The sequence below is a fragment of the Rhizobium sp. Pop5 genome, from assembly GCF_024721175.1.
Lineage (GTDB): Bacteria > Pseudomonadota > Alphaproteobacteria > Rhizobiales > Rhizobiaceae > Rhizobium.
On record NZ_CP099399.1, the window covers coordinates 3238683 to 3258750 of the forward strand.

20 protein-coding genes are annotated in these 20068 nt (G+C 61.3%); 9 read left to right on the forward strand and 11 right to left on the reverse strand.

Annotation, left to right across the window (positions count from 1 at the left end; genetic code table 11):
• Window positions 1-24: 24 nt before the first annotated feature.
• The 8 genes from tilS to ybgC form a co-directional block, all read right to left on the reverse strand.
• Window positions 25-1371, reverse strand: coding sequence for a tRNA lysidine(34) synthetase TilS (gene tilS / locus NE852_RS18205; RefSeq protein ID WP_037175512.1), 1347 nt, complete (start codon window positions 1369-1371; stop codon window positions 25-27).
• 10 nt (window positions 1372-1381) lie between these two features.
• Window positions 1382-2368 carry a tol-pal system protein YbgF gene (gene ybgF, locus NE852_RS18210; RefSeq protein ID WP_258155905.1) on the reverse strand — a complete coding sequence of 329 codons (987 nt, stop codon included), beginning with the start codon at window positions 2366-2368 and terminating at the stop codon, window positions 1382-1384.
• A gap of 158 nt (window positions 2369-2526) precedes the next feature.
• Window positions 2527-3060 carry a peptidoglycan-associated lipoprotein Pal gene (gene pal / locus NE852_RS18215; RefSeq protein ID WP_037175501.1) on the reverse strand — a complete coding sequence of 178 codons (534 nt, stop codon included), beginning with the start codon at window positions 3058-3060 and terminating at the stop codon, window positions 2527-2529.
• Window positions 3061-3211: 151 nt separating this feature from the next.
• Window positions 3212-4522 carry a Tol-Pal system beta propeller repeat protein TolB gene (tolB, locus tag NE852_RS18220; RefSeq protein ID WP_008536281.1) on the reverse strand — a complete coding sequence of 437 codons (1311 nt, stop codon included), beginning with the start codon at window positions 4520-4522 and terminating at the stop codon, window positions 3212-3214.
• A gap of 207 nt (window positions 4523-4729) precedes the next feature.
• Window positions 4730-5869 carry a hypothetical protein gene (locus tag NE852_RS18225; RefSeq protein WP_008536279.1) on the reverse strand — a complete coding sequence of 380 codons (1140 nt, stop codon included), beginning with the start codon at window positions 5867-5869 and terminating at the stop codon, window positions 4730-4732.
• Window positions 5870-5877: 8 nt separating this feature from the next.
• The gene (gene tolR, locus NE852_RS18230) at window positions 5878-6333 is read right to left on the reverse strand and encodes a protein TolR (protein WP_008536277.1); all 456 of its coding nucleotides are present in this window, start codon (window positions 6331-6333) and stop codon (window positions 5878-5880) included.
• Between the two features lie 18 nt (window positions 6334-6351).
• Window positions 6352-7071, reverse strand: a complete 720-nt coding sequence (tolQ, locus tag NE852_RS18235) for a protein TolQ (RefSeq protein ID WP_008536276.1) — start codon at window positions 7069-7071, stop codon at window positions 6352-6354.
• Between the two features lie 379 nt (window positions 7072-7450).
• Window positions 7451-7906, reverse strand: coding sequence for a tol-pal system-associated acyl-CoA thioesterase (gene ybgC / locus NE852_RS18240; RefSeq protein WP_008536273.1), 456 nt, complete (start codon window positions 7904-7906; stop codon window positions 7451-7453).
• Window positions 7907-8047: 141 nt separating this feature from the next.
• Here ybgC and NE852_RS18245 point away from each other — a divergent pair, with 141 nt between their 5' ends.
• The 7 genes from NE852_RS18245 to NE852_RS18275 all read left to right on the forward strand — a co-directional run bounded on the left by NE852_RS18245 (window position 8048) and on the right by NE852_RS18275 (window position 14457).
• Entirely contained in the window at window positions 8048-9268 is a 1221-nt protein-coding gene (locus NE852_RS18245; protein WP_008536270.1) for an NAD-dependent epimerase/dehydratase family protein, read from the forward strand.
• 184 nt (window positions 9269-9452) lie between these two features.
• On the forward strand, window positions 9453-10277 hold the full coding sequence (locus NE852_RS18250; protein ID WP_008536269.1) for a glycosyltransferase: 825 nt from the start codon (window positions 9453-9455) through the stop codon (window positions 10275-10277).
• On the forward strand, window positions 10274-11191 hold the full coding sequence (locus NE852_RS18255; RefSeq protein ID WP_008536267.1) for an NAD(P)-dependent oxidoreductase: 918 nt from the start codon (window positions 10274-10276) through the stop codon (window positions 11189-11191). The genes NE852_RS18250 and NE852_RS18255 overlap by 4 nt, the downstream gene beginning before the upstream one ends.
• A gap of 57 nt (window positions 11192-11248) precedes the next feature.
• On the forward strand, window positions 11249-11941 hold the full coding sequence (locus NE852_RS18260; RefSeq protein WP_008536265.1) for a hypothetical protein: 693 nt from the start codon (window positions 11249-11251) through the stop codon (window positions 11939-11941).
• 107 nt (window positions 11942-12048) lie between these two features.
• The gene (locus NE852_RS18265) at window positions 12049-12636 is read left to right on the forward strand and encodes a 5-formyltetrahydrofolate cyclo-ligase (protein WP_037175499.1); all 588 of its coding nucleotides are present in this window, start codon (window positions 12049-12051) and stop codon (window positions 12634-12636) included.
• A 3-nt stretch (window positions 12637-12639) separates the two neighbouring features.
• Window positions 12640-13464: a YmdB family metallophosphoesterase gene (locus NE852_RS18270; protein ID WP_008536261.1), complete on the forward strand. Its 825-nt coding sequence runs from the start codon at window positions 12640-12642 to the stop codon at window positions 13462-13464.
• A 153-nt stretch (window positions 13465-13617) separates the two neighbouring features.
• Complete coding sequence (locus tag NE852_RS18275) at window positions 13618-14457, forward strand: MBL fold metallo-hydrolase (protein ID WP_008536259.1); 840 nt, start codon at window positions 13618-13620, stop codon at window positions 14455-14457.
• 78 nt (window positions 14458-14535) lie between these two features.
• Here NE852_RS18275 and NE852_RS18280 read toward each other — a convergent pair whose 3' ends face one another.
• Window positions 14536-15039, reverse strand: a complete 504-nt coding sequence (locus NE852_RS18280; RefSeq protein WP_008536257.1) for a pyridoxamine 5'-phosphate oxidase family protein — start codon at window positions 15037-15039, stop codon at window positions 14536-14538.
• A 136-nt stretch (window positions 15040-15175) separates the two neighbouring features.
• On the opposite strand from NE852_RS18280, the gene NE852_RS18285 reads away from it, so the two are divergent.
• Both NE852_RS18285 and NE852_RS18290 read left to right on the forward strand, forming a co-directional pair.
• Window positions 15176-15610, forward strand: coding sequence for a DUF6636 domain-containing protein (locus NE852_RS18285; protein WP_008536256.1), 435 nt, complete (start codon window positions 15176-15178; stop codon window positions 15608-15610).
• A 116-nt stretch (window positions 15611-15726) separates the two neighbouring features.
• Window positions 15727-16473: a YebC/PmpR family DNA-binding transcriptional regulator gene (locus NE852_RS18290; RefSeq protein ID WP_258155906.1), complete on the forward strand. Its 747-nt coding sequence runs from the start codon at window positions 15727-15729 to the stop codon at window positions 16471-16473.
• A gap of 76 nt (window positions 16474-16549) precedes the next feature.
• Here the strand turns inward: NE852_RS18290 and NE852_RS18295 are convergent, their stop codons facing one another.
• Window positions 16550-17551 (reverse strand): LLM class flavin-dependent oxidoreductase, encoded by a 1002-nt coding sequence (locus NE852_RS18295; protein WP_008536660.1) that lies wholly within the window; start codon window positions 17549-17551, stop codon window positions 16550-16552.
• Between the two features lie 125 nt (window positions 17552-17676).
• Window positions 17677-19992, reverse strand: coding sequence for a methyl-accepting chemotaxis protein (locus NE852_RS18300; protein WP_258155907.1), 2316 nt, complete (start codon window positions 19990-19992; stop codon window positions 17677-17679).
• Between the last annotated feature and the right edge of the window lie 76 nt (window positions 19993-20068).

Here is a 20068-nt window from a genome sequence, read left to right on the forward strand (position 1 = left end):
CTGTTGCCAAGGCGATCCCCCATGTCAGATGGTTTTTCCGTCAATAGTTCTTAAAGGCGGCCTCGCATAGGGCGCCGTCGCGAAAATCGCCGAAAGCCTGTTGGCAAAGATGAAATCAAATCGTGTCAAAAAGCGGTCGAAGGGCGCGAAATAGGGCGTCAGCTCGACCGACCGGGCGGATTCGGGAGATAAATAGGCTCCATTTGAGGATAAGGCTGGCGCCGAGGCGACGGCGCGCTTCCATGCTGACTGAGGCAACCGATCAAAATGATCTCCCCTCATTCCCGCGCTCGGACTTGACCCAGCAACGACGTCAACCTTTGTCGACGTGGTCAAATCGTTCCTCACGCGAAACCTCCCGTCCCAAACCCCAGCCTCTCCCGGCTGCAGCACCAACGGCAATATCCCCCTGCTCTCGCGCGCCAGATAGAGCCCATCGCGCCTCAGATCGAACACCACCCTGCCAGCGGTCATCCGCCCCGGCTCACCGCCGGCCGCGAATGCGAGAATGCGGTCCATCTGCGCCCTGCCCGGCACGAATGGCTGCCCGCCGAACACCCCCGTCAGGCGGCCGAGCGCATAATCGAGAACCGCGCGATCCTCTCGCAACCCGTCATGCATCACCTGTCCCAGCAGGCCACCGTGAAGCAGGAAATGGCGATCCAGCCATTCGGCGCCTCTGGACGACAGGATCAGCCGTTCGCCCCAGATCGCGCGAATATCTTGCTTGGTATCCGTGCCGGCGGAAAGCCGCCGGCGCATCCGGACACGCTCGTACTTCGTATCCTCGTTGCTCGGATCGTCGATCCAAGTCACGCCCCGCTCCCTGAGGAATGCGCGGATATCTGTCCGGGTGGAAAAAAGGAGCGGTCTCAAAATCCAGAAGCGCCGGTCGAAAAGCACCGCATCGGCAATACCTGACGAGACCTGTTCCGTTCGCATCCCGCGCATGGCAAGCGTTTCGCGCTGATCGTCCAATGTATGGCCGGTGACGATGAGATCGGCGCCAAGCGCTTTTGCTGCCTCGGCCAGAAGACCATAGCGAGCCTCGCGGGCCGCGGCCATGACACCTGTCTTCGGTTTCTCGCCCCGCCAGGTGGCGACGGTATGGGGAATGCCGAGCGAGGCACAGAGGGCAGCGACTTGGCGCGCCTCGTCTGCGGAGCCGGCGCGCAGCGCGTGATCGACGGTCGCGGCGCAAAGGGAAATCTTGAGGTGGGGAGCGGCCTTCACGGCTTCGTCGAGGAGGAGAAGCAGGCCGGTAGAATCGCTGCCGCCCGATACTGCGACAAGAATGCGCACGGGGCTTTGGAGCGAGGAGAGAAACTGGTGGATCGCCAGTCGAGGCGGTGACGTGCCTTCGGCGTGCATGCCGGCAGGCCTAGCAGGCGAGGCGTTTCTGTTCGCTCGCAACTTTGGTTATGACGGCGCGCGAGGCCTTCGGATAGCGCTTCGAGACTTCGCGCAACGTCGCGCAGGCCGTCTCGGTATTGTCGAGGGCAGCAAGCGACATGCCGAGCTTCAGAAGCATTTCCGGCGCCTTTTCGGATGTGCCGTATTTCTGGTGCGCATTGAGGAAGGTCTTCGCCGCCTCATTGTATTTGCCCTGCGAATAGAGCGCTTCGCCGAGCCAGAAATTGGCGTCCGCTGCCCGCGCGCTGCTCGGGTAACGGGTGATGTACTGGGTGAATTCCTGCTCGGCCGTGCTGTAATCGCCGGAAAGCACATGACCGTAGGCGGACTTGTACTGATCGGCCTCGCTGCCGAGCGAGGCGGTCTGCTGCGGCGTTCCGCTCTTGGCATCAGGAATCGGCCCGGAGCCGATCGTGGCATTGTCGTCGACAGTGCCACCGATCGGATTACCGTTCTTATCGAAATCGATCGAGCCAAGCTCCTTCGGCGGCTGGCCGAGGCCGCTATTACTAGGCACGCTGGTGGAGGGAGCCGTTTCGGCTCCCTGCGGCGCTTGGATCACCTTGGCGATATCGTCGCCGCCCGAGGCTGCCGGAGCAGGATCGGTTTCGCTTTTCTTGACGGGAGCCTTGGCGGCACCGCCGGAGCCTGTCTTTTCCAGCTGCTGGAAGCGGAATTCATTGTCTTCCTGTTGCTTGCGGATCGTCTCCTGCATCTGCAGAAGCTGAAAGCTCATCTCCTCGATCCGGCCGTTCAACTGCCGCAACTGCTCTTCGAGCTGCTGCACGCGGACCTCCGCATCGCCGCTCTGCACCTTGACGACGGGCGGCGCCGCCTGGTTTTCCCTAGATCGGTCGCCGAGATGCAGCCCAAAGAACGAGGCGGAATAGGCCGCCCGTTCGCTACCGGTCATAGCCGCGAGGCACAGCATGCCTGCCACGACAAGTTTCTTCATATGTATGGTCCTGTCCCAGTGATTCTTCGCGCCTGGATGGCACGAACAGGAGATTTTTCCAATTGCTGTCAAAAAGCAACGGAGTCTGGCCAAAGTGTGGTCAAAAAGAAAAGGCGGCCCCGTGGGACCGCCTTCTGAAAGCAACTCTGTCGAGGAAATTACATGCCGGCGCCGCCGAGCACGGTGACCGCGCGGCGGTTCTGCGACCAGCAGGAAATATCGTCGCAGACAGCGACCGGACGTTCCTTGCCGTAGGAGATCGTCTTCAGGCGCTGTGCAGGAACGCCGCGCGAAGCGAGATAGTCCTTGGCGGCAGCCGCACGGCGGGCGCCGAGTGCAAGGTTGTATTCGCGCGTACCGCGCTCGTCGGCATGGCCTTCTACGGTGATCTGGTAGTTCGGGTAGCGAGCGAGCCACTGCGCCTGACGGTCGAGCGTCTGCGAAGCATCGGCGCGGATCGACGAGGAGTCGGTGTCGAAGAAGATGCGGTCGCCGACATTGACCGTGAAGTCCTGAGCGGAGCCCGGTGTCGCTGCACCGGCACCAAGGCCGAGTTCACCGGCATTGTTCGGCATGCCACCGTTCTTCTTGGCGCAGCTTGCAAGCGCAAGACCGGCGACAAGCGCGATCATGACGGGGTTGCGGGCGAAATTCTGCATGCGGCTCATTGCCGGGGTGTGAATTCGGCTCATGGCCGGGTCTCCTTGCGATTTCAGGGTTTCCGGACAGTAACCGCACTCGGTTAACCGCCCCTCAAAGATTATGGTTAACAATTTACTGATTTGTCCCGTAGCCGCCCGGTTTTCATGATTCTGGGGCGACATAAAGGCATTCCCGCACCTGCTACTCCAGAAGCGGCGACCAGGCCGGGTCGGAGCCGTAACTCGGCGTCTTCACAAGCTGCTCGTTATAGCCGGTGAGATCGATGGAGTAGAGCTGCGGACCGCCCGCCCCCGCCGCCTGGCGGAAGAACATCAGCACGCGGCCGTTCGGCGCCCAGGTCGGGCCCTCGTTGTGGAAGCCGGTCGTCAGGATGCGCTCGCCCGAACCGTCCGGCTTCATCACGCCGATCGAGAACTTGCCGCCCGACTGCTTGGTGAAGGCGATCAGATCGCCGCGCGGCGACCAGACCGGCGTGGAGTACCTGCCGTCGCCGAAGGAGATGCGCGTCTGGCCCGAACCATCGGCATTCATGACATAGATCTGCGACTGTCCGCCGCGGTCGCTTTCGAAGGCGACGCGGTTGCCGTCAGGCGAATAGGAGGGCGAGGTGTCGATCGCCGCCGTCGAGGTCAGGCGCGTCGTCGTACGCGAGCGCAGGTCCATCGTATAGATGTTGGAATTGGCGTCCTGCTGCAGGCTCATGATCACCTTCTGACCATCCGGTGAGAAGCGCGGCGAGAAGGTCATGCCGGGGAAGTTGCCGACCACCTCGCGCTGCCCGGTTTCGAGCTGCAGCAGATAGACGCGCGGCTGCTGGTTGGCAAAGGACATGTAAGTGACTTCCTGCCGGCTCGGCGAAAAGCGGGGCGTCAGCACGAGGTCGCTGCCATCAGTCAGCATGCGCACGTTGAAGCCGTCCTGATCCATGATCGCGAGCTGCCGCTTGCGCTGCTGCTTGGTGCCGGATTCGGAGACGAAGACGACGCGGGTGTCGAAATACCCCTCTTCGCCGGTGATCTGCTTATAGATCGCATCGGCGATGATATGAGCGACACGCCGCCAGTTCTCCGGCTGCGTATAAAACTGCTGACCGGTCATCTGCTGGCCGGCAAACGGGTCCCAGAGACGGAACTCCGCGCGAAGACGCCCGTCGGCCTCCTGGGTCACACGACCGGTGACCAGCGCCTGGGCGTTGATGACCTTCCAATCTTCGAATCTCGGCGCGGCATCCGGGTTGGAGATCTTTTCGATGAAGGCGCTCTTGTTAATCGGCGCGAAGAGGCCGGAACGCTGCAGATCGGCCGCGATCACCTGCGAAACCTGCGCGCCCATGTCACCCTGCAGGAAATCGGTCACCGCGATCGGCAGCGGCTGAACGTTGCCCTTTCGAATGTCGAGGGTGACCAGCGCGTTGGCTGGCGTCGCGAAGACGGCAGCGGTCATAAGACCGGCTGCGGCCAAAACGGCACGGAAAAAGGAACACTTTGTCATACCAAACAGCCTTTCAGCATCTATTGGAGCCGGATCGCTGGGTTCGAAGCGCAGAACACTTCGTTCCAGGATTCGCATTTCTCTTTGGGGAGCATGGCGAAGGCGACGAGCGCCGCACCGCGCGAAAACCTTAGCCGTCAAACTTTTTGCGGCGAGTACGATGGCAACTAAAAGAGACTTTTTGCCATGGGACGGATCCATCAGCATCTAGATTCCCATGCTGCTTGGATCGAAGTTGAGTTCGACCTCATTCCAGGCATCATATTTGTCCTTCGGAAGCGTCGAGAAGGGGGCGGACTTCATCACAGCTCTATAGGCACCGCTTTCCAACGCACGGCGTGTGGAGTCGCTGCTGCTGCCGCCTGACGATTCGACTTCCGGCTGACCGACGATATTGCCGTCCTTGTCGAGCTTCATGTGCACCTTGATGACCATGCCGGAAAGGCCTTCCATCCCAGGCGTGACAAGCCAGTTGCCCTCGATCAAACTGCGCATAGCATCTTCTTCGCTCTGGCTGAGCTTCGAGCCGCCGTTGCTCTTCTTCGCGCCCAGCGAGGCCTCCTGCGTGGAGCGCTTGGCACCGCCAGCCGAAGGATCGGTCTTGTTCAGCAGGGCCGAAATCTCGTCAGCATTGAAGTCGCTCTTCATTGAAGAAGCCGATTTCGCCACTTCCTGCTTCTTGTCGGCTTTTTTCTTGTCTGTCGGTTTTTCCGCGGCCTTCGGCTCGTCCGGTGTCTTTTCCGGTGGCTTTTCAGCGGGCTTCTGCGGTTCCGGCGGCTTCACCTGAGGTTTGACGACCGGCGTCGGCACCTTGTCCGGCAATGCTTCGGCATCCGGCTTCGGCGGCTCTTCAGGCTTGGCCTGTTCTTCAGGCGGCTTTTCCTCGGGCTTCGGCGGCGTCACTTCAACGGGCTTCGGCGGTGGAATGGAAGCGACTTCCTTCGGCTGCTCGACCTCGGTCTCTTCCTTGTTGATTTCCTTGACGTCGTTCGGCTTGGGATCGACCTGCGGCAGCGGCTTTTCACTGGAATTCGCCGCGGCGGCTTCGCTATTGCTGGGCTTGGCGTTCGGAACCGGCGGCGTCTTTAGATCGGCATTGTTATCGCCGGCGTTTTCGGCAGGCTGCGCGATCGGCGGCCGGGTCGTCGGAACGGGCGCGGAAGTCTCCTTCTTTGGAGCCTTCTTGTCGCCCTGCTGCATCTGGGTGATGGATTCCACCGGCACGAGATCGACCGGCATCGCCTCGAAATCCTCCACCTTGAAGGATTCGGGCGCGCTCAAAGACACCATCGCCCAGGTGAGCACCAGGCAATGCAGAACAGCAGATGTGACGACGCTGGCCTTCATTTTGAACGCTACTGGTCCTTCTTCTGCTGCGTCACGAGGCCGATATTCTTGAACCCGGCCCCCTGGATGCGAGCCATGACGTCGGCGATGACGCCATAGGGCGCCGTCGCGTCGCCACGCACGAAGATGCGTTCGTTATAGCCGGTGGTCGCAATCGCCTCGAGCTTGGCGGCGATCTCGGCCGCCGGGATCGGCGTTTCCTGCAGATAGACTTCGCCGCTGTTCTTGACCGAGATCGTGATTGGCTGCGTCTCGGAATTCAGTGCCTTGGCCTGCGTTTCCGGCAGGTCGATCGGCACGCCGACGGTCATCATCGGTGCCGCGACCATGAAGATGATCAAAAGCACGAGCATGACGTCGACGAGCGGCGTCACGTTGATTTCGGAAATCACGGCCTTGTTCCTACCGCCGCGACGGCGGCGTCCGCCGCCCCCGCCGCCATTGCCTCCAACAGCCATACCCATGTCAGAATACTCCGTTGGTTACTGCGCAGCTTGACGCGGCTGCAGCTTCTCATCGATCTGGCGCGAAAGAATGGCGGAGAATTCATCCGCAAAACCTTCCATGCGCGCCGAGAGCTTGCCGGCGTCAGCGGAGAACTTGTTGTAGGCGATAACCGCCGGGATAGCGGCGACGAGACCGATGGCGGTGGCAAGAAGCGCTTCGGCGATACCGGGGGCCACGACCGCAAGGTTGGTCGACTTCGAACCGGCGATCGCCTGGAACGAGGTCATGATGCCGACGACGGTGCCGAAGAGACCGATGAACGGGCCGGCCGAACCGATGGTCGCAAGCGAGCCGAGACGGGCGCCGAGATATTCGGTTTCACGGGCGAGCGTCACGTCCATGGCGCGGTCGATACGCATCTGCAGGCCGATCGGCGAGCGGGCGCCGCGTTCGAAGGATTTCTTCCATTCGCGCATGGCCGCGACGAAAATCGACGCCAGACCCGTATTGTTGCGTTCCGACAGCGAGCGGTAGAGTTCTTCCAGCGACTGGCCCGACCAGAACACCTGTTCGAACTTGTCGAACTGGCGCCGTGCACGGCCATAGGCCAGATATTTGTCGATGACGATCGCCCACGTCCAGACCGAGGCCGCGATGAGCCCGAGCATGACGAGCTTGACGACGATGCCGGCCTGCATGAATAGCGACCAGAGGCTGACGTCCGTCGTGGCTGCTGCCAATCCTACTTGTTCCATTGATCCAAAATCCCCGAATCCAAACGCCCGGCGCAGGACCGGGCGGCACAAAGTGATCTCGCAAGAAGTGTCTGGCGGCCGCTGCCCAAAGCCCTGGTCAAGCTTCCAAGCTCATCTTTCGCCTTCTTGCCGTCAAATTTGGTCAAAGGAAGGCGTGCACCGCACAAACTCTGACTTTCCTAGTAAGACACTATTATGGTTAATAGATCGTTAGTGCCGCACTGTGACAGCAAGCCTGCGTTCGGAAGATTTTGTTCCATGAATTACTTGACCGGGCCAAAGTCCGGCTGCCGGAGCGCCTATTCTGCGACGCGGAAATTCCTTCACATAAAGCTCATGTTTTTACAAACGCGGAACTGCGAATTTCAGGCGATTCGAATTAAAGCGGTTTGCTGCCTTCCAGGAATTTTTCCGCCAGCGTTTCCGGCAGCCGCCTCGGCCGCCCCTTGGCGTTGATGACGGCGATGATCACCTTGGCTGATATCAGCAGCGTCTCGCCCGAACGTATCTGCTGGTTGAGCACCATCTTGGCGCCACCGGCCTTTTCGGTATGCGTTAGGATCGTCAACACGTCGTCCATGCGCGCCGGGCTCTTGAAGTCGATTTCCATGCGGTGGACGACGAAGACGAGGCCCTCCTCGTCGGCGCTGACGAGCTCACGCTGCTCCACCCCGAGACAGCGCAGATAGTCGGTGCGGCCGCGCTCGAGGAAGTGGAGGTAGCGGGCGTGATAAACCAGGCCCGAGAAATCCGTATCTTCATAATAGACCCGCTGGACGAGGCTGTGACCGGCCTCCGTCAGCTCTCCTGAAATGGAAAAAGGGCGTTCCGTCATAATTTGCTCCAAACTCAGGTGCCCTCTTTGGCGCAACGCTTCGCGGCAGGCAAGCATTGAATGCCTGGCCCGCGGGCATTGAATGATTGTCATAATTCCTAACTATTCCCGATAATAAGCGACCGATCAGGAGACGATGCGATGAAGATTGCGGTTATGGGCGGCGACGGTTTCATTGGTTGGCCCACTTCGCTCCATCTTTCCGATGCCGGTCACGACATCCATATCCTCGACAATCTCTCCCGCCGTTGGATCGATACCGAACTTGGCGTTCAGTCACTGACGCCGATGGATTCGATCCAGGAGCGCACCCGTATCTGGCATGCCGAAACGGGGCGCCGCATCCACTTCAATCTGATCGATCTCGCCAAGGATTATGAGCTCCTGAAGAAGTGGCTTGCCGAAAACCGCCCCGATGCCGTCATCCATTTCGCCGAACAGCGCGCCGCGCCCTATTCGATGAAGAGCGACCGCCACAAGAACTACACGGTCAACAACAATGTCAGCGCCACGCATAATCTCCTGAACGCGCTGACCGAGCTCAATCTCGACACCCACCTCATCCATCTCGGCACCATGGGCGTCTATGGCTACTCGACGGTCGGCGCCGCCATTCCCGAAGGTTATCTGCCCGTCGGCATCGAAACCGCGGGCGGCGAGACCGTCAGCCAGGAGATCCTCTATCCCTCCAATCCGGGCTCGATCTACCACATGACCAAGTGCCTGGATCAGCTTCTCTTCCAGTTCTACGCAAAGAACGATGGCCTGAGGATCACCGATCTGCACCAAGGCATCGTCTGGGGCACGCACACCGAGCAGACCCGCCGCCACGCGCAGCTCATCAACCGGTTCGATTACGACGGCGACTACGGCACGGTGCTGAACCGTTTCCTCATCCAGACCGCGATCGGCTATCCCCTCACCGTGCATGGCACCGGCGGCCAGACCCGCGCCTTTATCCACATCCAGGATTCGGTGCGCTGCATCGAGCTGGCGCTGGAAAACCCGCCTGCCCGCGGCGCCCGCGTCGAGATCTTCAATCAGATGACGGAAACACACCGGGTGCGCGACCTCGCCGAGATGATTGCCAGGATGACCGGCTCCAAGATCGCCTGGCTGCCCAACCCGCGTAAAGAAGCCGCCGAGAACGAGCTGATCGTCAGGAACGAGAAGTTCCTCGATCTCGGCCTCTCCCCCATCACGCTGGAAGCAGCCCTGCTCGACGAGATCGTCGACGTGGCAAAGAAATTCGCCTATCGCGTCGACCGCTCGCGCGTGCCGGCCGTTTCGGCCTGGACCAAGGACATCGCCGCGACGATCAATCACGATCCGGAAGGCAAGCGGCTGAAGTCGGTGTCGTGAGCAATGGTTTGCGATTGAAACGCCACCAGTCCAATGATCTCCCCCTCATTCCTGTGCTTGTCACAGGAATCCAGCGCGCCCAAGTCTTTGGGCGCAGGAGAGTCATTCACGGCGTGGACGCGCCGTGGCTGGATTCCTGTGACAAGCACAGGAATGAGGGCGTGTGTGGAAGGGGCCGACGCCGATGACCTTTACCCCGCACCTCGCCTACGTCACCCTCGTCACCAATGCCGATTACGCGACGGGCGCGACCGCCCTTGCCCATTCCCTGCGCCGCACCGGAACCAATGCCGACATCGTCATCCTCCACACCGGCGGCGTCGATGCAGCCGCCCTCGCGCCGCTGCAAACCCTCGCCTGCCGCTTGATCGAGGTCGAGCATCTGCCGCTGTCCGATGCCTTCAACGAGCGCCACGCCCGCGGACAGCTCCATTCCGCCGCCCCCTTTACCAAGGGCCGCAAGCCGGATTTCCATTCGCCGCTCGATAATTTCTGCAAGCTCAGGCTTTGGCAGCTCGTCGAATACAAGCGCTGCGTCTTCATCGACGCCGACGCGCTGGTGCTGAAGAATATCGACCGGCTCTTCCTCTACCCGGAATTTTCCGCCGCCCCCAATGTCTATGAAAGCCTCGCCGATTTCCATCGGATGAATTCCGGCGTCTTCGTCGCCACGCCTTCTGATGACACGTTCCGGCACATGCTCGAAAGGCTCGATAGGCCGGACACCTTCTGGCGGCGCACCGATCAGACCTTTCTCGAGGCTTTCTTCCCGGATTGGCACGGCTTGCCGGTTTATTTCAACATGCTGCAATATGTATGGTTCACCATGCCCGAGCTTTGGGACTGGAAGAGCATTTCGATCCTGCACTACCAGTATGAAAAACCGTGGGAAAAGGATCATCCCAAGGCCGCGCGACTACAACCGTTGATCGATCTGTGGCACCATTTCCACAAGGATGACGATGTGCCCGATATCGCGGCGCTAGCCAATCCGGAAGGGACGACATGAAGGTTTTGGTATCTGGCGGAACAGGACTCGTCGGCCGCTATGTCGTCGAGGAACTGCTGGCCGCCGGATATCAGGTGATCGTCGGCGGGCGCCGCGCGCCGCTGCCCCGCCTCTTCTCCCGGCCGGTGGAATTCGCACCGCTTTCGCTCGATCCCGACAAGGATCAGATCGACATTTTCGACGACGCCTATTTCTTCGTCCACGCCGCCTTCAGCCATGTCCCGGGCAAATATCGCGGTGGCGAGGGTGACGATCCGAAGACCTTCCACAGTCTGAACCTCGACGGCACCGTCCGGCTTTTCGAAGCCGCCAAACGTGCCGGCACGCGCCGTTGCGTCTTCCTATCCAGCCGCGCAGCCTACGGGGAGTATCCGTCGGGAACCGAGTTGACGGAGACGATGCTGGGCGAGCCTGAAACGCTCTACGGCCGCGTGAAACTCGATGCCGAACGCGCCCTTGCCGACCTAGCGGCGCCCGGTTTTGCCGGTGTGAGCCTGAGGGCGACCGGCGTCTATGGCGATCTCTTGCGGAATAAATGGGACGGCCTCATCGCCGATTACCTCGCCGGCCGGCCGATTCCCGCCCGCGCGGGAACGGAGGTTCACGGCCGAGACCTCGGGCGCGCAGTGCGGTTGATGCTGGAAACGGAAAGCACCCGCATTTCCGGCGAGGTCTTCAACGTCTCGGATATATCGATCGACACGAACGATATACTTTCGCCTGTGCGACAGGCGACGGGTTGCCGATACGCGCTGCCCGCCTCTGCCGACAAGGCGACGCTCAACCCCATGAGCACGGCAAAAATCCGCGCCCTCGGCTGGGCGCCCGGCGGAAGGCCCCTGTTCGAGGAGACGATGCGGCGGCTGGCCGCTGCGCTGCCGCAATCCCTGGGACACAGGTCCACGCAAGTCTGACGTTGCAGGATGCGCCCGAATTGCAATCGGGGGCCCGATTAAAATCGGGGATTGTCCATGCAGGTCGCAACCACATCTGCGTCCATCATCTTGCGCGGTGCGTCTTCGGCAACAGCGATATCGGCCACGGGAAACGAGGCCGACCAGGGCGTGCTGAAACTGCAGCGCACCACCCAGGCGCAGCAGCAGATTCGGCAGGCCTTGGCGAATTCGGGGGACGAAGCCAAGGCGAAGGCGCAACGCAAGCTCGAAGAGGCAAAGCAGGAGTTGGAGATGCTGAAAAGCTCCAACATGCCTGCCGAAGTGGTCGCGCGTCTGGCCTCCGAACTCGCCCGCAAGGTTGGTACCGCCGCCTCGGAATTCGCATCATCGGTCGCGACCGGCAGCCCGGCGACCGCCGGTCCGGCGGATACGACCGTGGATTCGGCGACGGCGGCGACAAGCGGGGGCGATGCGGCACCGACAGATACCACAGGAGATGCCGGAACCCCGGAACCGACCGACGCGGCAGAGGCTCGCAAGGCCTATGAGAGCGTCGCCGAGGACACTCCTAAATTCTCGGGCATTTCCGCCGATGATCGCGACACGATGGAGGAGTTCAAAAGCGTCGTGCATGACCTCAAGCAACTTCTCGAAAAGGCAATGCGCGAATTGCGCCAGCAGGACCAGCAGGCCAGGGCCAATTCCGGTCCCGATATAGCGGGCTTCTCCATCGCCACGGCGACGATACCGACAAGCATCGTTATCTGACGATCCTCAGGCGAGGCGTGAAACGGGCGCGGCACTGTCGCACCCGGCATTGCATCGGGCGTCCAGCCGTTTATGCTCGGTCGAACTTTCCCATATGGACAGATCCGATGACCGCTAGAGAATTGAAAGCGCAGTTGCGCAACGAACGGCTGTCGGCACGCGACGCCATTCCCGCCGCGGAACGCGCCTCTAAAAGCCTTGCCATGGCCGATCACGCCGGCGAAGCGGTCGGTTTTGCGCCGGGCACGACCGTTTCGGGTTTCCTGCCGATCCGTTCGGAGGCCGATCTCAAGCCGCTAATGGCGCGCTTTGCCGCGCGCGGCGCGCGGCTCTGCGTGCCGGCGATCCTCGACAAGCAGACGATCGTCTTTCGCGAACTGGCCGAAGGCGTGCCGCTCATCGAAACCGGCTTCGGCACCGTCGGCCCGGGAGCAGATGCGGCCATTCTCGACCCCGAAATTTTGCTGGTACCGCTTTCGGCCTTTGACATCCGCGGCCATCGCATCGGCTACGGCGCCGGCTATTACGATCGCGCCATCAGCCGGCTCAGAGAAAAAGGCCTGCATCCGAAGCTGATCGGCATTGCATTCGACTGCCAGGAAGTGGCACATGTGCCCGATGAGCCGCACGACATAAGCCTGGATGCCATCCTGACAGAAAGCGGCCTTCGCTTTTTTGCCTCTTGGATTGGATAGGGAATGCGGCTGCTTTTTCTGGGTGACATGGTCGGCAAGACGGGACGCACGGCGGTCTGGGACCGCCTTCCCGGCCTGATCTCCGACCTCAAGCTCGATTTCGTCGTCGTCAACGGCGAGAACGCCGCCGGCGGCTTCGGCATCACCGAGGACATCTTTCTGGAAACGATCAATGCCGGCGCCGATGTGGTAACGACGGGCAATCACGTCTGGGACCAGAAGGAAGCGGTCGTCTTTGCCGGACGGCACGATCAATTCCTGCGGCCAGCCAATTATCCGCAAGGCACGCCCGGCCGCGGTTCCGGCCTTTTTTATGCCAGGAACGGCGCGCGCGTACTCGTCGCCAACGTCATGGGCCGGGTGTTCATGCATCCGGAACTCGACGATCCCTTCAAGTCGGCGGAGGTGATCCTCGACGCCTGCCCGCTGAAGGAGCAGGCTGACGCGATCATCTTCGATTTCCACGCGGAGGCGACCAGCGAAAAGCAGTGCTTCGGCCATTTCGTCGACGGCCGCGCCAGCTTCGTCGTCGGCACTCACACGCATGTGCCGACGGCCGACGCACAGATCCTAAACGGCGGCACCGCCTATATGTCGGATGCCGGCATGTGCGGCGACTATGATTCCTCGCTCGGCATGGACAAAGAGGAGCCCCTCAACCGCTTCATTTCCAAGATGCCGAAGGGCCGCATGGAAGCGGCAAACGGGCCTGCAACGATCTGCGGCGTCGGCGTGGAGATTTCCGATGCGACGGGACTGGCCGAAAAGATCGCGCCGCTCCGGCTCGGACCGCGCCTGGCCGAAACGGTGCCGGAATTCTGGCGGTAAGCCACGCACATCAACACACGATTGTGAGCATCCCCAGTCTGGACCGCTGCGACCTCATGCCGCATCCTTGCGCCGCCTATTCAAAGTGATCGAGCGTCCTTGACGCGCCCTTCGGACGCGCGGCGCTCTCAGTGAAAGCGCCGGAGGGGTGGCATGGAGCCGCGATATCTTGTCCTCGCTATCGCATGCCTTGCAACCTTCGCCGCGCCTGCCAAGGCGCATGAACAACGAACGCCCGTCAGCCAGTGTCAGGCGATCGCGCAAAATCTCTCCGGAGCTACCTTCGCTAGTTTCTCCGGCGCCCCGCCGCTCTTGCCCGCCGTATTCGAGGGCGAAGACGTCAAGTTCACCTTCCTCGGCCACTCCACCTTCGAGATCGACACGCCCGCCGGGATCGTCATCGCGACGGACTATAACGGCTGGTACAGGCCGGCAACGACACCCGATGTCGTGACCATGAACAAGGCGCATCCGACCCACTTCACCCTGACGCCCGATCCCGGCATCAAGCATGTGCTCCATGGATGGAGCGACATTCCGGGCGGGAAGGCCAAGATCGACCTGGTCGTCGGCGACGCCCATATCCGCAATGTCACGACCGACATCCGCTTCAGCTACGGCCTGGGCGGCTCTCAGGAGAACGGCAACTCCATCTTCATTTTCGAGATTGCCGGCCTCTGCATCGGCCATCTCGGCCATCTGCACTACGAGTTGACGGATGCGCATTATCTGGAGATCGGGCGCCTCGATGTCGTCATGGTGCCGGTCGACGGCGGCCTCACCATGGGCGCCGACAGCATGAGCCGCGTCATCAAGCGGCTGCGTTCGTCGCTGATCCTGCCGATGCACCGACGTGGTCCGCCGGTCGAGGCCTTTCTCTCCATGTTCGGCAAGGATTTCGATGTCGCCTATGCCCCTGACGACAGCATCACCGTCTCCATGCGCACATTGCCGAAGAAGCCACTGATCTATGTGCTGAAGGGCGTGCGCTAAGAGGTAAATCGCTATTCCGGCAAAACCGTGCAGTGCGTCCGGAATTTGCTCTGATGGTTGCTTTTCCAGCCTTGCGCGTCAGGCGAACTGCAGGTGGCGCTTGACGCCGACTTCAGGCATCTTGTCGTCATCGAGATTGGCCTTGGCGATCTCCCAGCCGAATTTCAGCGTGCTGCCTGTGGAGACCCAAATCTCGGCATCGTCGACGTGCAGGGAAAGCATGGTGAGCTTGGAATCCTTCTTGCCGCCGTCATACCAGGCCGCCACTATCGAGCTCCAGTATTCCTCGATCTTCGCAGGGTCGGGGCGCACGTCGATCATGCCGGCAAGGCAGGCGTGATAATCGTGGTCCTTGCCGATGACGCAGAAATGCGCGCGGCTGCCGGGCTTGATGGCGCGCACGATATCGGCATCGGTCTTGGTATAGAACCAGATGGTGTTGGTGGTGGGATCGGCATGCGGCGCCATCGGCTGCATATGCATGTCCAGCCCGGAAACGCCGAGCATGCCGGCGTGAACGCTGTTGACCTGATCCCAAAGCTGACGTGCTGGTTGTTCCCGCGCCTCGCTGAGACTTGCCATGACCGTTCCTTTCCGTTGGATGGAGTTCTTGAAACGTCATCCCCGCGCCTTTGTTCCCCGCAGAGGCAGCAGGCGGCCGCGTCTTTTCAGCGTGCGAGAATATGCGATAGTGGCCGGGGACCGAGAGAGGACCACCATGCGAACAAAGCATTTCATTCTGACTTTGATTTTTTGCGCAGCCTTTGCGCCTGCAGTCCTTGCAGCGGAAAAGACCTTCAAGCCCGACGAGAATGGCCAAGTCGTCTTCGTGACGCCCACAAATAACATCGGCTGCATCTATACGCCAAAGGGTGGCGTCGAAATGTACGTTCCCGAAGACGGTGGTCCGGAGCTTGCCTGCGAACGCAAAGAGCCGCTCTATATGCGCCTCATCCTGACGGCGAGCGGCAAAGCCATTCTCTTCGAGATGTTCGGCGATACCGCCTGCTGCAGCGAGGAACATATTCTCGACTATGGCGATACCTGGAAGGGTGGACCCTATTCCTGCACCTCCGGCACGGAGGGACTGCGTTGCCGACGCCAGGACGGACATGGTTTCTTCGCCAGCCGCAAGCGATTGACGGTTGACTGAGTGGGGCGGCAGGCCCGCGCATCGTGCGGCAAATCCACCGCTTTTCCCTTGAACGGGTGCCGTTTCGCTCTTATAAGGCGGCCCATTCCGAACAATGAGACGTGAACAGGGGTGCCATGGCTGGCCATTCACAGTTTAAAAACATCATGCACCGCAAAGGCCGTCAGGATGCCGTGCGGTCGAAAATGTTCTCCAAGCTTGCGCGCGAAATCACCGTTGCCGCCAAGGCCGGCCTGCCCGACCCGACGATGAACGCCCGCCTTCGCCTGGCGATCCAGAACGCCAAGGCCCAGTCCATGCCGAAGGACAATATCGATCGCGCCATCAAGAAGGCAGCCGGCGCCGACGGCGAAAACTACGACGAAGTCCGCTACGAAGGCTACGGCCCCGGCGGCACGGCGATCATCGTCGAGGCCCTGACCGATAACCGCAACCGCACCGCCTCCAACGTCCGCTCGATCTTCACCAAGGCCGGCGGCGCTCTCGGCGAAACCGGTTCCGTGTCCTTCTCCTTCGACCATGTCGGCGAAATCACCTACAAGCTTTCAGCCGGTGACGCCGACAAAATGATGGAAGCCGCGATCGAAGCCGGCGCCGATGACGTCGAGACCGACGAGGACGGCCACTACATCACCTGTGGCTTCGAAGCTCTCGGCGAAGTGTCGAAAGCCCTGGAAGCGAGCCTCGGCGAGGCCGAAACCGTCAAGGCCGTCTGGCGCGCCCAGAACAACGTGCCGGTGGACGAGGAGAAGGCCCAGTCGCTGATGAAGCTGATCGACTCTCTCGAAGACGATGACGACGTGCAGAACGTCTATTCCAACTTCGAAGTCTCGGAAGAGGTTCTGGCGAAGCTCTCCGCCTGATTTCTTCAGACGCTCCCCAATGGAAAACCCGGCCGTAACGCCGGGTTTTCTGTCTTTCGGGATGCTGCATGTAATCTTACGCGGCGGCGCGCATGAAGTTTCCCAGCCCCGCAAATAATTCCACCGACCTCAGCCGCGTCTCGATGTCGTGGATCGGCATCGAGATGATCACCTCGTCGGCCTGTGTCTCCCGCAGAAACTCCGTCAGCTTCGCTTCCGCCGTCTTCGGCGATCCCACCACGGCATAACGCAACGTGTGTTCGACGTTCATCTTCTCCATCGGCGACCAGAACTCCTGCATATCGGCCACGGGACGCGGGAATGGTCCGCGGACGTTGCGGCGCAGGTTGACGAACTGCTGCTGGGCGGAGGTGAAATGGTAGCGCGCCTCCTCGTCCGTCGTCGCCACCGCGCCCATGACGCCGACCATCACATAGGGCTTGTCGAGAGTCGCCGAAGGCTGAAAGCGGTCGCGGTAGATGGCGATGGCGTCGAGCAGCATGTCAGGCGCGAAATGCGAGGCGAAAGCGTAGGGAAGCCCGAGCATGCCGGCAAGCTGGGCACTGTAGAGGCTGGAACCGAGCAGCCAGATCGGGACATGCGAATTGTTGCCTGGCACGGCGAGGATTGCCTGGTTCTCGACCGGCGTGCCGAGCAACTGCTGCAGTTCCACGACATCGTTCGGGAAACTGTTCGCGCCGGCCTCGAGGTTGCGCCGCAGCGCCTGCGCCGTGCGCATGTCCGTTCCCGGCGCGCGCCCGAGACCGAGGTCGATGCGGCCGGGGAAAAGCGCCTCCAGCGTGCCGAACTGCTCAGCGATCACGAGCGGCGAATGATTGGGCAGCATGATGCCGCCGGAGCCGATGCGGATGCGCCTGGTCTTGGCTCCGACATGGCCGATGACGACTGACGTGGCGGCGCTGGCGATCCCCGGCATGCCGTGATGTTCGGCGAGCCAGAAACGTTTATAGCCGAATTCCTCGGCCTTCTGAGCCATCCGCGCCGAACTCGCGAGAGACTGGCTGACGGTGCTGCCTTCGGCAACGGGGGAAAGGTCGAGTATGGAGAAGGGAACCATGGGAAACCTGCCGGCGGTTGAAGGATGCGGCTTATGTAGGTTCCCGCCTCCGCCATTCCAAACCATGAAGGCAAACAAAAAGGGTCGCGCGAACGCGACCCTTGTGCCTTGTCGGAAACGGCGCTCTACCGGTGACGGCGCAGCACATGCACCTCGGCGCTCGGCGTGTGATGACCATGCGGCAGCGTGAAATTGCCAAGCTGGCGGTCCATTTCCAGGGCTTCCGTCGCCAGCCGGTGGATCGCCTCGGTCGTCTCCTCGACCATCGAGGCGTTTTGCTGCGTCATCGCATCGAGTTCGGCGACAGCACTATTGATCTCACGCAGCGTCCCGGCTTCCTCGCGGGTCGATTCCATGATCTCGTTGATCTGTCCGTTGATCGCCTCGACATGGGCGCCGATACCGGTCAGCGCAACGCCCGCTTTTTCCACAAGCGCCACGCCGCTTTCGACTTCATGCGTCGATTTCTGCAGCAGGCTGGAGATTTCCTTGGCGGCACTCGACGAGCGCTGGGCGAGTTCGCGCACTTCCATGGCGACGACGGCAAAACCCTTGCCCGATTCACCCGCGCGCGCCGCCTCGACGCCGGCATTGAGCGCCAGAAGGTTGGTCTGGAAGGCAATGTCGTCGATGACCGAGATGATCGTGTTGATCTGACGCGAGGAGGCCTGGATTGCTTCCATCGCCGCGATGGTCTCGCGCATGATCTGTCCGGAGCCGGTCGTCTCCTTCTTGGCGTCGCGGGCAATGCGCTCGGCCTGTTCTGCCCGCTCGATCTGTCGGCGAACGGATTGGGTGATGGCGTTGATCGCATTCGCCGTCTCGGTGATCGAGCCGGCCTGGCGCTCGGTGCGCGCGGCAAGCTCGTCGGCGCCGGTGCGCATCTCCTCGGACCCGGCGCGCACCGCCATCGAGTTACCGCCGATCGCCGTCATGGTTTCGCTGAGTGTGGCAAGCGCCTCGTTGAAATTGATACGCAGGCTTTCGAGTTCATTCGGGAAGCGGGTATCGATCTGATAGGCGAGATCGCCGCTTGCCAGATGATGCAGGCCCTCATCGATCGCCTCCACCACCTGCTGCAGCGTCTTCGCCTCGGCCTCACGCTCGGCGAGGTTCCGCTGGCGATCGTGTTCGGCCTGCAGGCGGGTCTCCTCGCTGGCCGCTTCGAGTTCGCGGCCTTCGACCAGCGACTGCCGGAAGCGGGCGAGCGCATTTGCCATCGTGCCGATCTCGTCCTTGCGGTTCAGGCTACCGATCTCGCTATCGAGCTTGCCGTCGGCGACATCGCGGGTGACGCCGGCAAGGCGTGCCAGCGGCGAAAACAGGAAATTGGTGACGAGCCCGGTCGCAACCGCCATGACAACGAGCACCCCGATGCCGATCATCGTCAGCAACATGGCGATCTCGACCGAGCCTGCGTTGAGCTCGCTGAGCAGCACGCTCTCGACCACCAGAAAGCGATCGCCGCGATAGTCGATGCCGCGGACATAGGCGCGGGCAGCACCATCCGCCCGGTCGAAATCGGCAACCGTCATTGCCGAGCTGGCAAGCGCGTCCTTGATGAAGGTGAAAGGTGCCGCATCGAGCGTCGAAAGCTTGCCGCTTCCGTCAAGACCGATGGCGGATCCATCCGCGGAGACGATCGCAGCCTGCGCCGTGTTGCCCTTGACGATGCCCTTGGCGAGAATGGCGGTGACGATATCGTCACGTACCTTGAAGAGGATGATGCCTTTGGCCGCTCCGAGCTTGACGATCGGCACGGCATAGAAGATCGCCGATTTGCCGCTGGCCGCATCGACGCGAAGGCCGGAAAAACCTGTCGGCGCGGCGTCATCGGTCGCCTTGGCGGTATTCTCGATCGCCTTGGCGAAAGCGATGCCGGCGCCGGCCGCCTTCCAGGCGTCCGTTTTCAGGTTCTCGGCAAAGTCGTCCTCCTTCTTGTAGGAATAGAGGACAGTACCGTCGAGATCGGCGATCAGCAGGTCGCTGAAGGCGGTATCCTCGAGGTCGCGGGCGACTTCGCCCTGCGTCTTTTCATGATTCGAGTAATAGAAGCCGCTCGGCCCTTCCGGCTTCATCAGCTTCTCGCGCTGATCCGCCGGGTTCGGATTGCTCGTGATGAAAACCTTCTTCAGCTCGGCGCGGGCATCGCCGGAAGTCTTTTCGATGGTTTTCCAGCCGCTCTTGAGGCTGGTGATCGACATCTGCAGCGCCTCGATGCGCGCGATGGAATTGGCCTGGTTTTCAAGCTGCGTCAGCTGATCCTGCAGCATGTCGCCGCGGAAGATCAGCACGCTTTCCTTGGCCTTCAGCGCCTGCTCGTCGGAGATGCGGCTGCTGGCGAAATAGGCGAGCACGTCGATGACCGCTATCGACAGCACGGTCATCAGGATGAATGTGGCAATAACCTTGAAGGACAGGGACTGAAATCTCTGAGCCATATGCAACGAACCCTTCTGAACGGCGTTTGCCAGCCCCGGCATGTGGCGCATGCCTGGTCGACAGAGCTAGAATTCG

Excerpts from the sequence above, each read along its gene's own strand:
- tolB (WP_008536281.1), bottom strand. The coding sequence starts at position 4,522 with ATGACAAAGTGTTCCTTTTTCCGTGCCGTTTTGGCCGCAGCCGGTCTT.
- NE852_RS18245 (WP_008536270.1), top strand. The coding sequence starts at position 8,048 with ATGAAGATTGCGGTTATGGGCGGCGACGGTTTCATTGGTTGGCCCACT.
- NE852_RS18275 (WP_008536259.1), top strand. The coding sequence starts at position 13,618 with ATGGAGCCGCGATATCTTGTCCTCGCTATCGCATGCCTTGCAACCTTC.
- NE852_RS18250 (WP_008536269.1), top strand. The coding sequence starts at position 9,453 with ATGACCTTTACCCCGCACCTCGCCTACGTCACCCTCGTCACCAATGCC.
- ybgC (WP_008536273.1), bottom strand. The coding sequence starts at position 7,906 with ATGACGGAACGCCCTTTTTCCATTTCAGGAGAGCTGACGGAGGCCGGT.
- NE852_RS18285 (WP_008536256.1), top strand. The coding sequence starts at position 15,176 with ATGCGAACAAAGCATTTCATTCTGACTTTGATTTTTTGCGCAGCCTTT.
- NE852_RS18225 (WP_008536279.1), bottom strand. The coding sequence starts at position 5,869 with ATGAAGGCCAGCGTCGTCACATCTGCTGTTCTGCATTGCCTGGTGCTC.
- NE852_RS18270 (WP_008536261.1), top strand. The coding sequence starts at position 12,640 with ATGCGGCTGCTTTTTCTGGGTGACATGGTCGGCAAGACGGGACGCACG.
- NE852_RS18290 (WP_258155906.1), top strand. The coding sequence starts at position 15,727 with ATGGCTGGCCATTCACAGTTTAAAAACATCATGCACCGCAAAGGCCGT.
- NE852_RS18260 (WP_008536265.1), top strand. The coding sequence starts at position 11,249 with ATGCAGGTCGCAACCACATCTGCGTCCATCATCTTGCGCGGTGCGTCT.
- ybgF (WP_258155905.1), bottom strand. The coding sequence starts at position 2,368 with ATGAAGAAACTTGTCGTGGCAGGCATGCTGTGCCTCGCGGCTATGACC.
- pal (WP_037175501.1), bottom strand. The coding sequence starts at position 3,060 with ATGAGCCGAATTCACACCCCGGCAATGAGCCGCATGCAGAATTTCGCC.
- NE852_RS18295 (WP_008536660.1), bottom strand. The coding sequence starts at position 17,551 with ATGGTTCCCTTCTCCATACTCGACCTTTCCCCCGTTGCCGAAGGCAGC.
- NE852_RS18255 (WP_008536267.1), top strand. The coding sequence starts at position 10,274 with ATGAAGGTTTTGGTATCTGGCGGAACAGGACTCGTCGGCCGCTATGTC.
- NE852_RS18280 (WP_008536257.1), bottom strand. The coding sequence starts at position 15,039 with ATGGCAAGTCTCAGCGAGGCGCGGGAACAACCAGCACGTCAGCTTTGG.
- tilS (WP_037175512.1), bottom strand. The coding sequence starts at position 1,371 with ATGCACGCCGAAGGCACGTCACCGCCTCGACTGGCGATCCACCAGTTT.
- tolR (WP_008536277.1), bottom strand. The coding sequence starts at position 6,333 with ATGGGTATGGCTGTTGGAGGCAATGGCGGCGGGGGCGGCGGACGCCGC.
- NE852_RS18265 (WP_037175499.1), top strand. The coding sequence starts at position 12,049 with ATGACCGCTAGAGAATTGAAAGCGCAGTTGCGCAACGAACGGCTGTCG.
- tolQ (WP_008536276.1), bottom strand. The coding sequence starts at position 7,071 with ATGGAACAAGTAGGATTGGCAGCAGCCACGACGGACGTCAGCCTCTGG.
- NE852_RS18300 (WP_258155907.1), bottom strand. The coding sequence starts at position 19,992 with ATGGCTCAGAGATTTCAGTCCCTGTCCTTCAAGGTTATTGCCACATTC.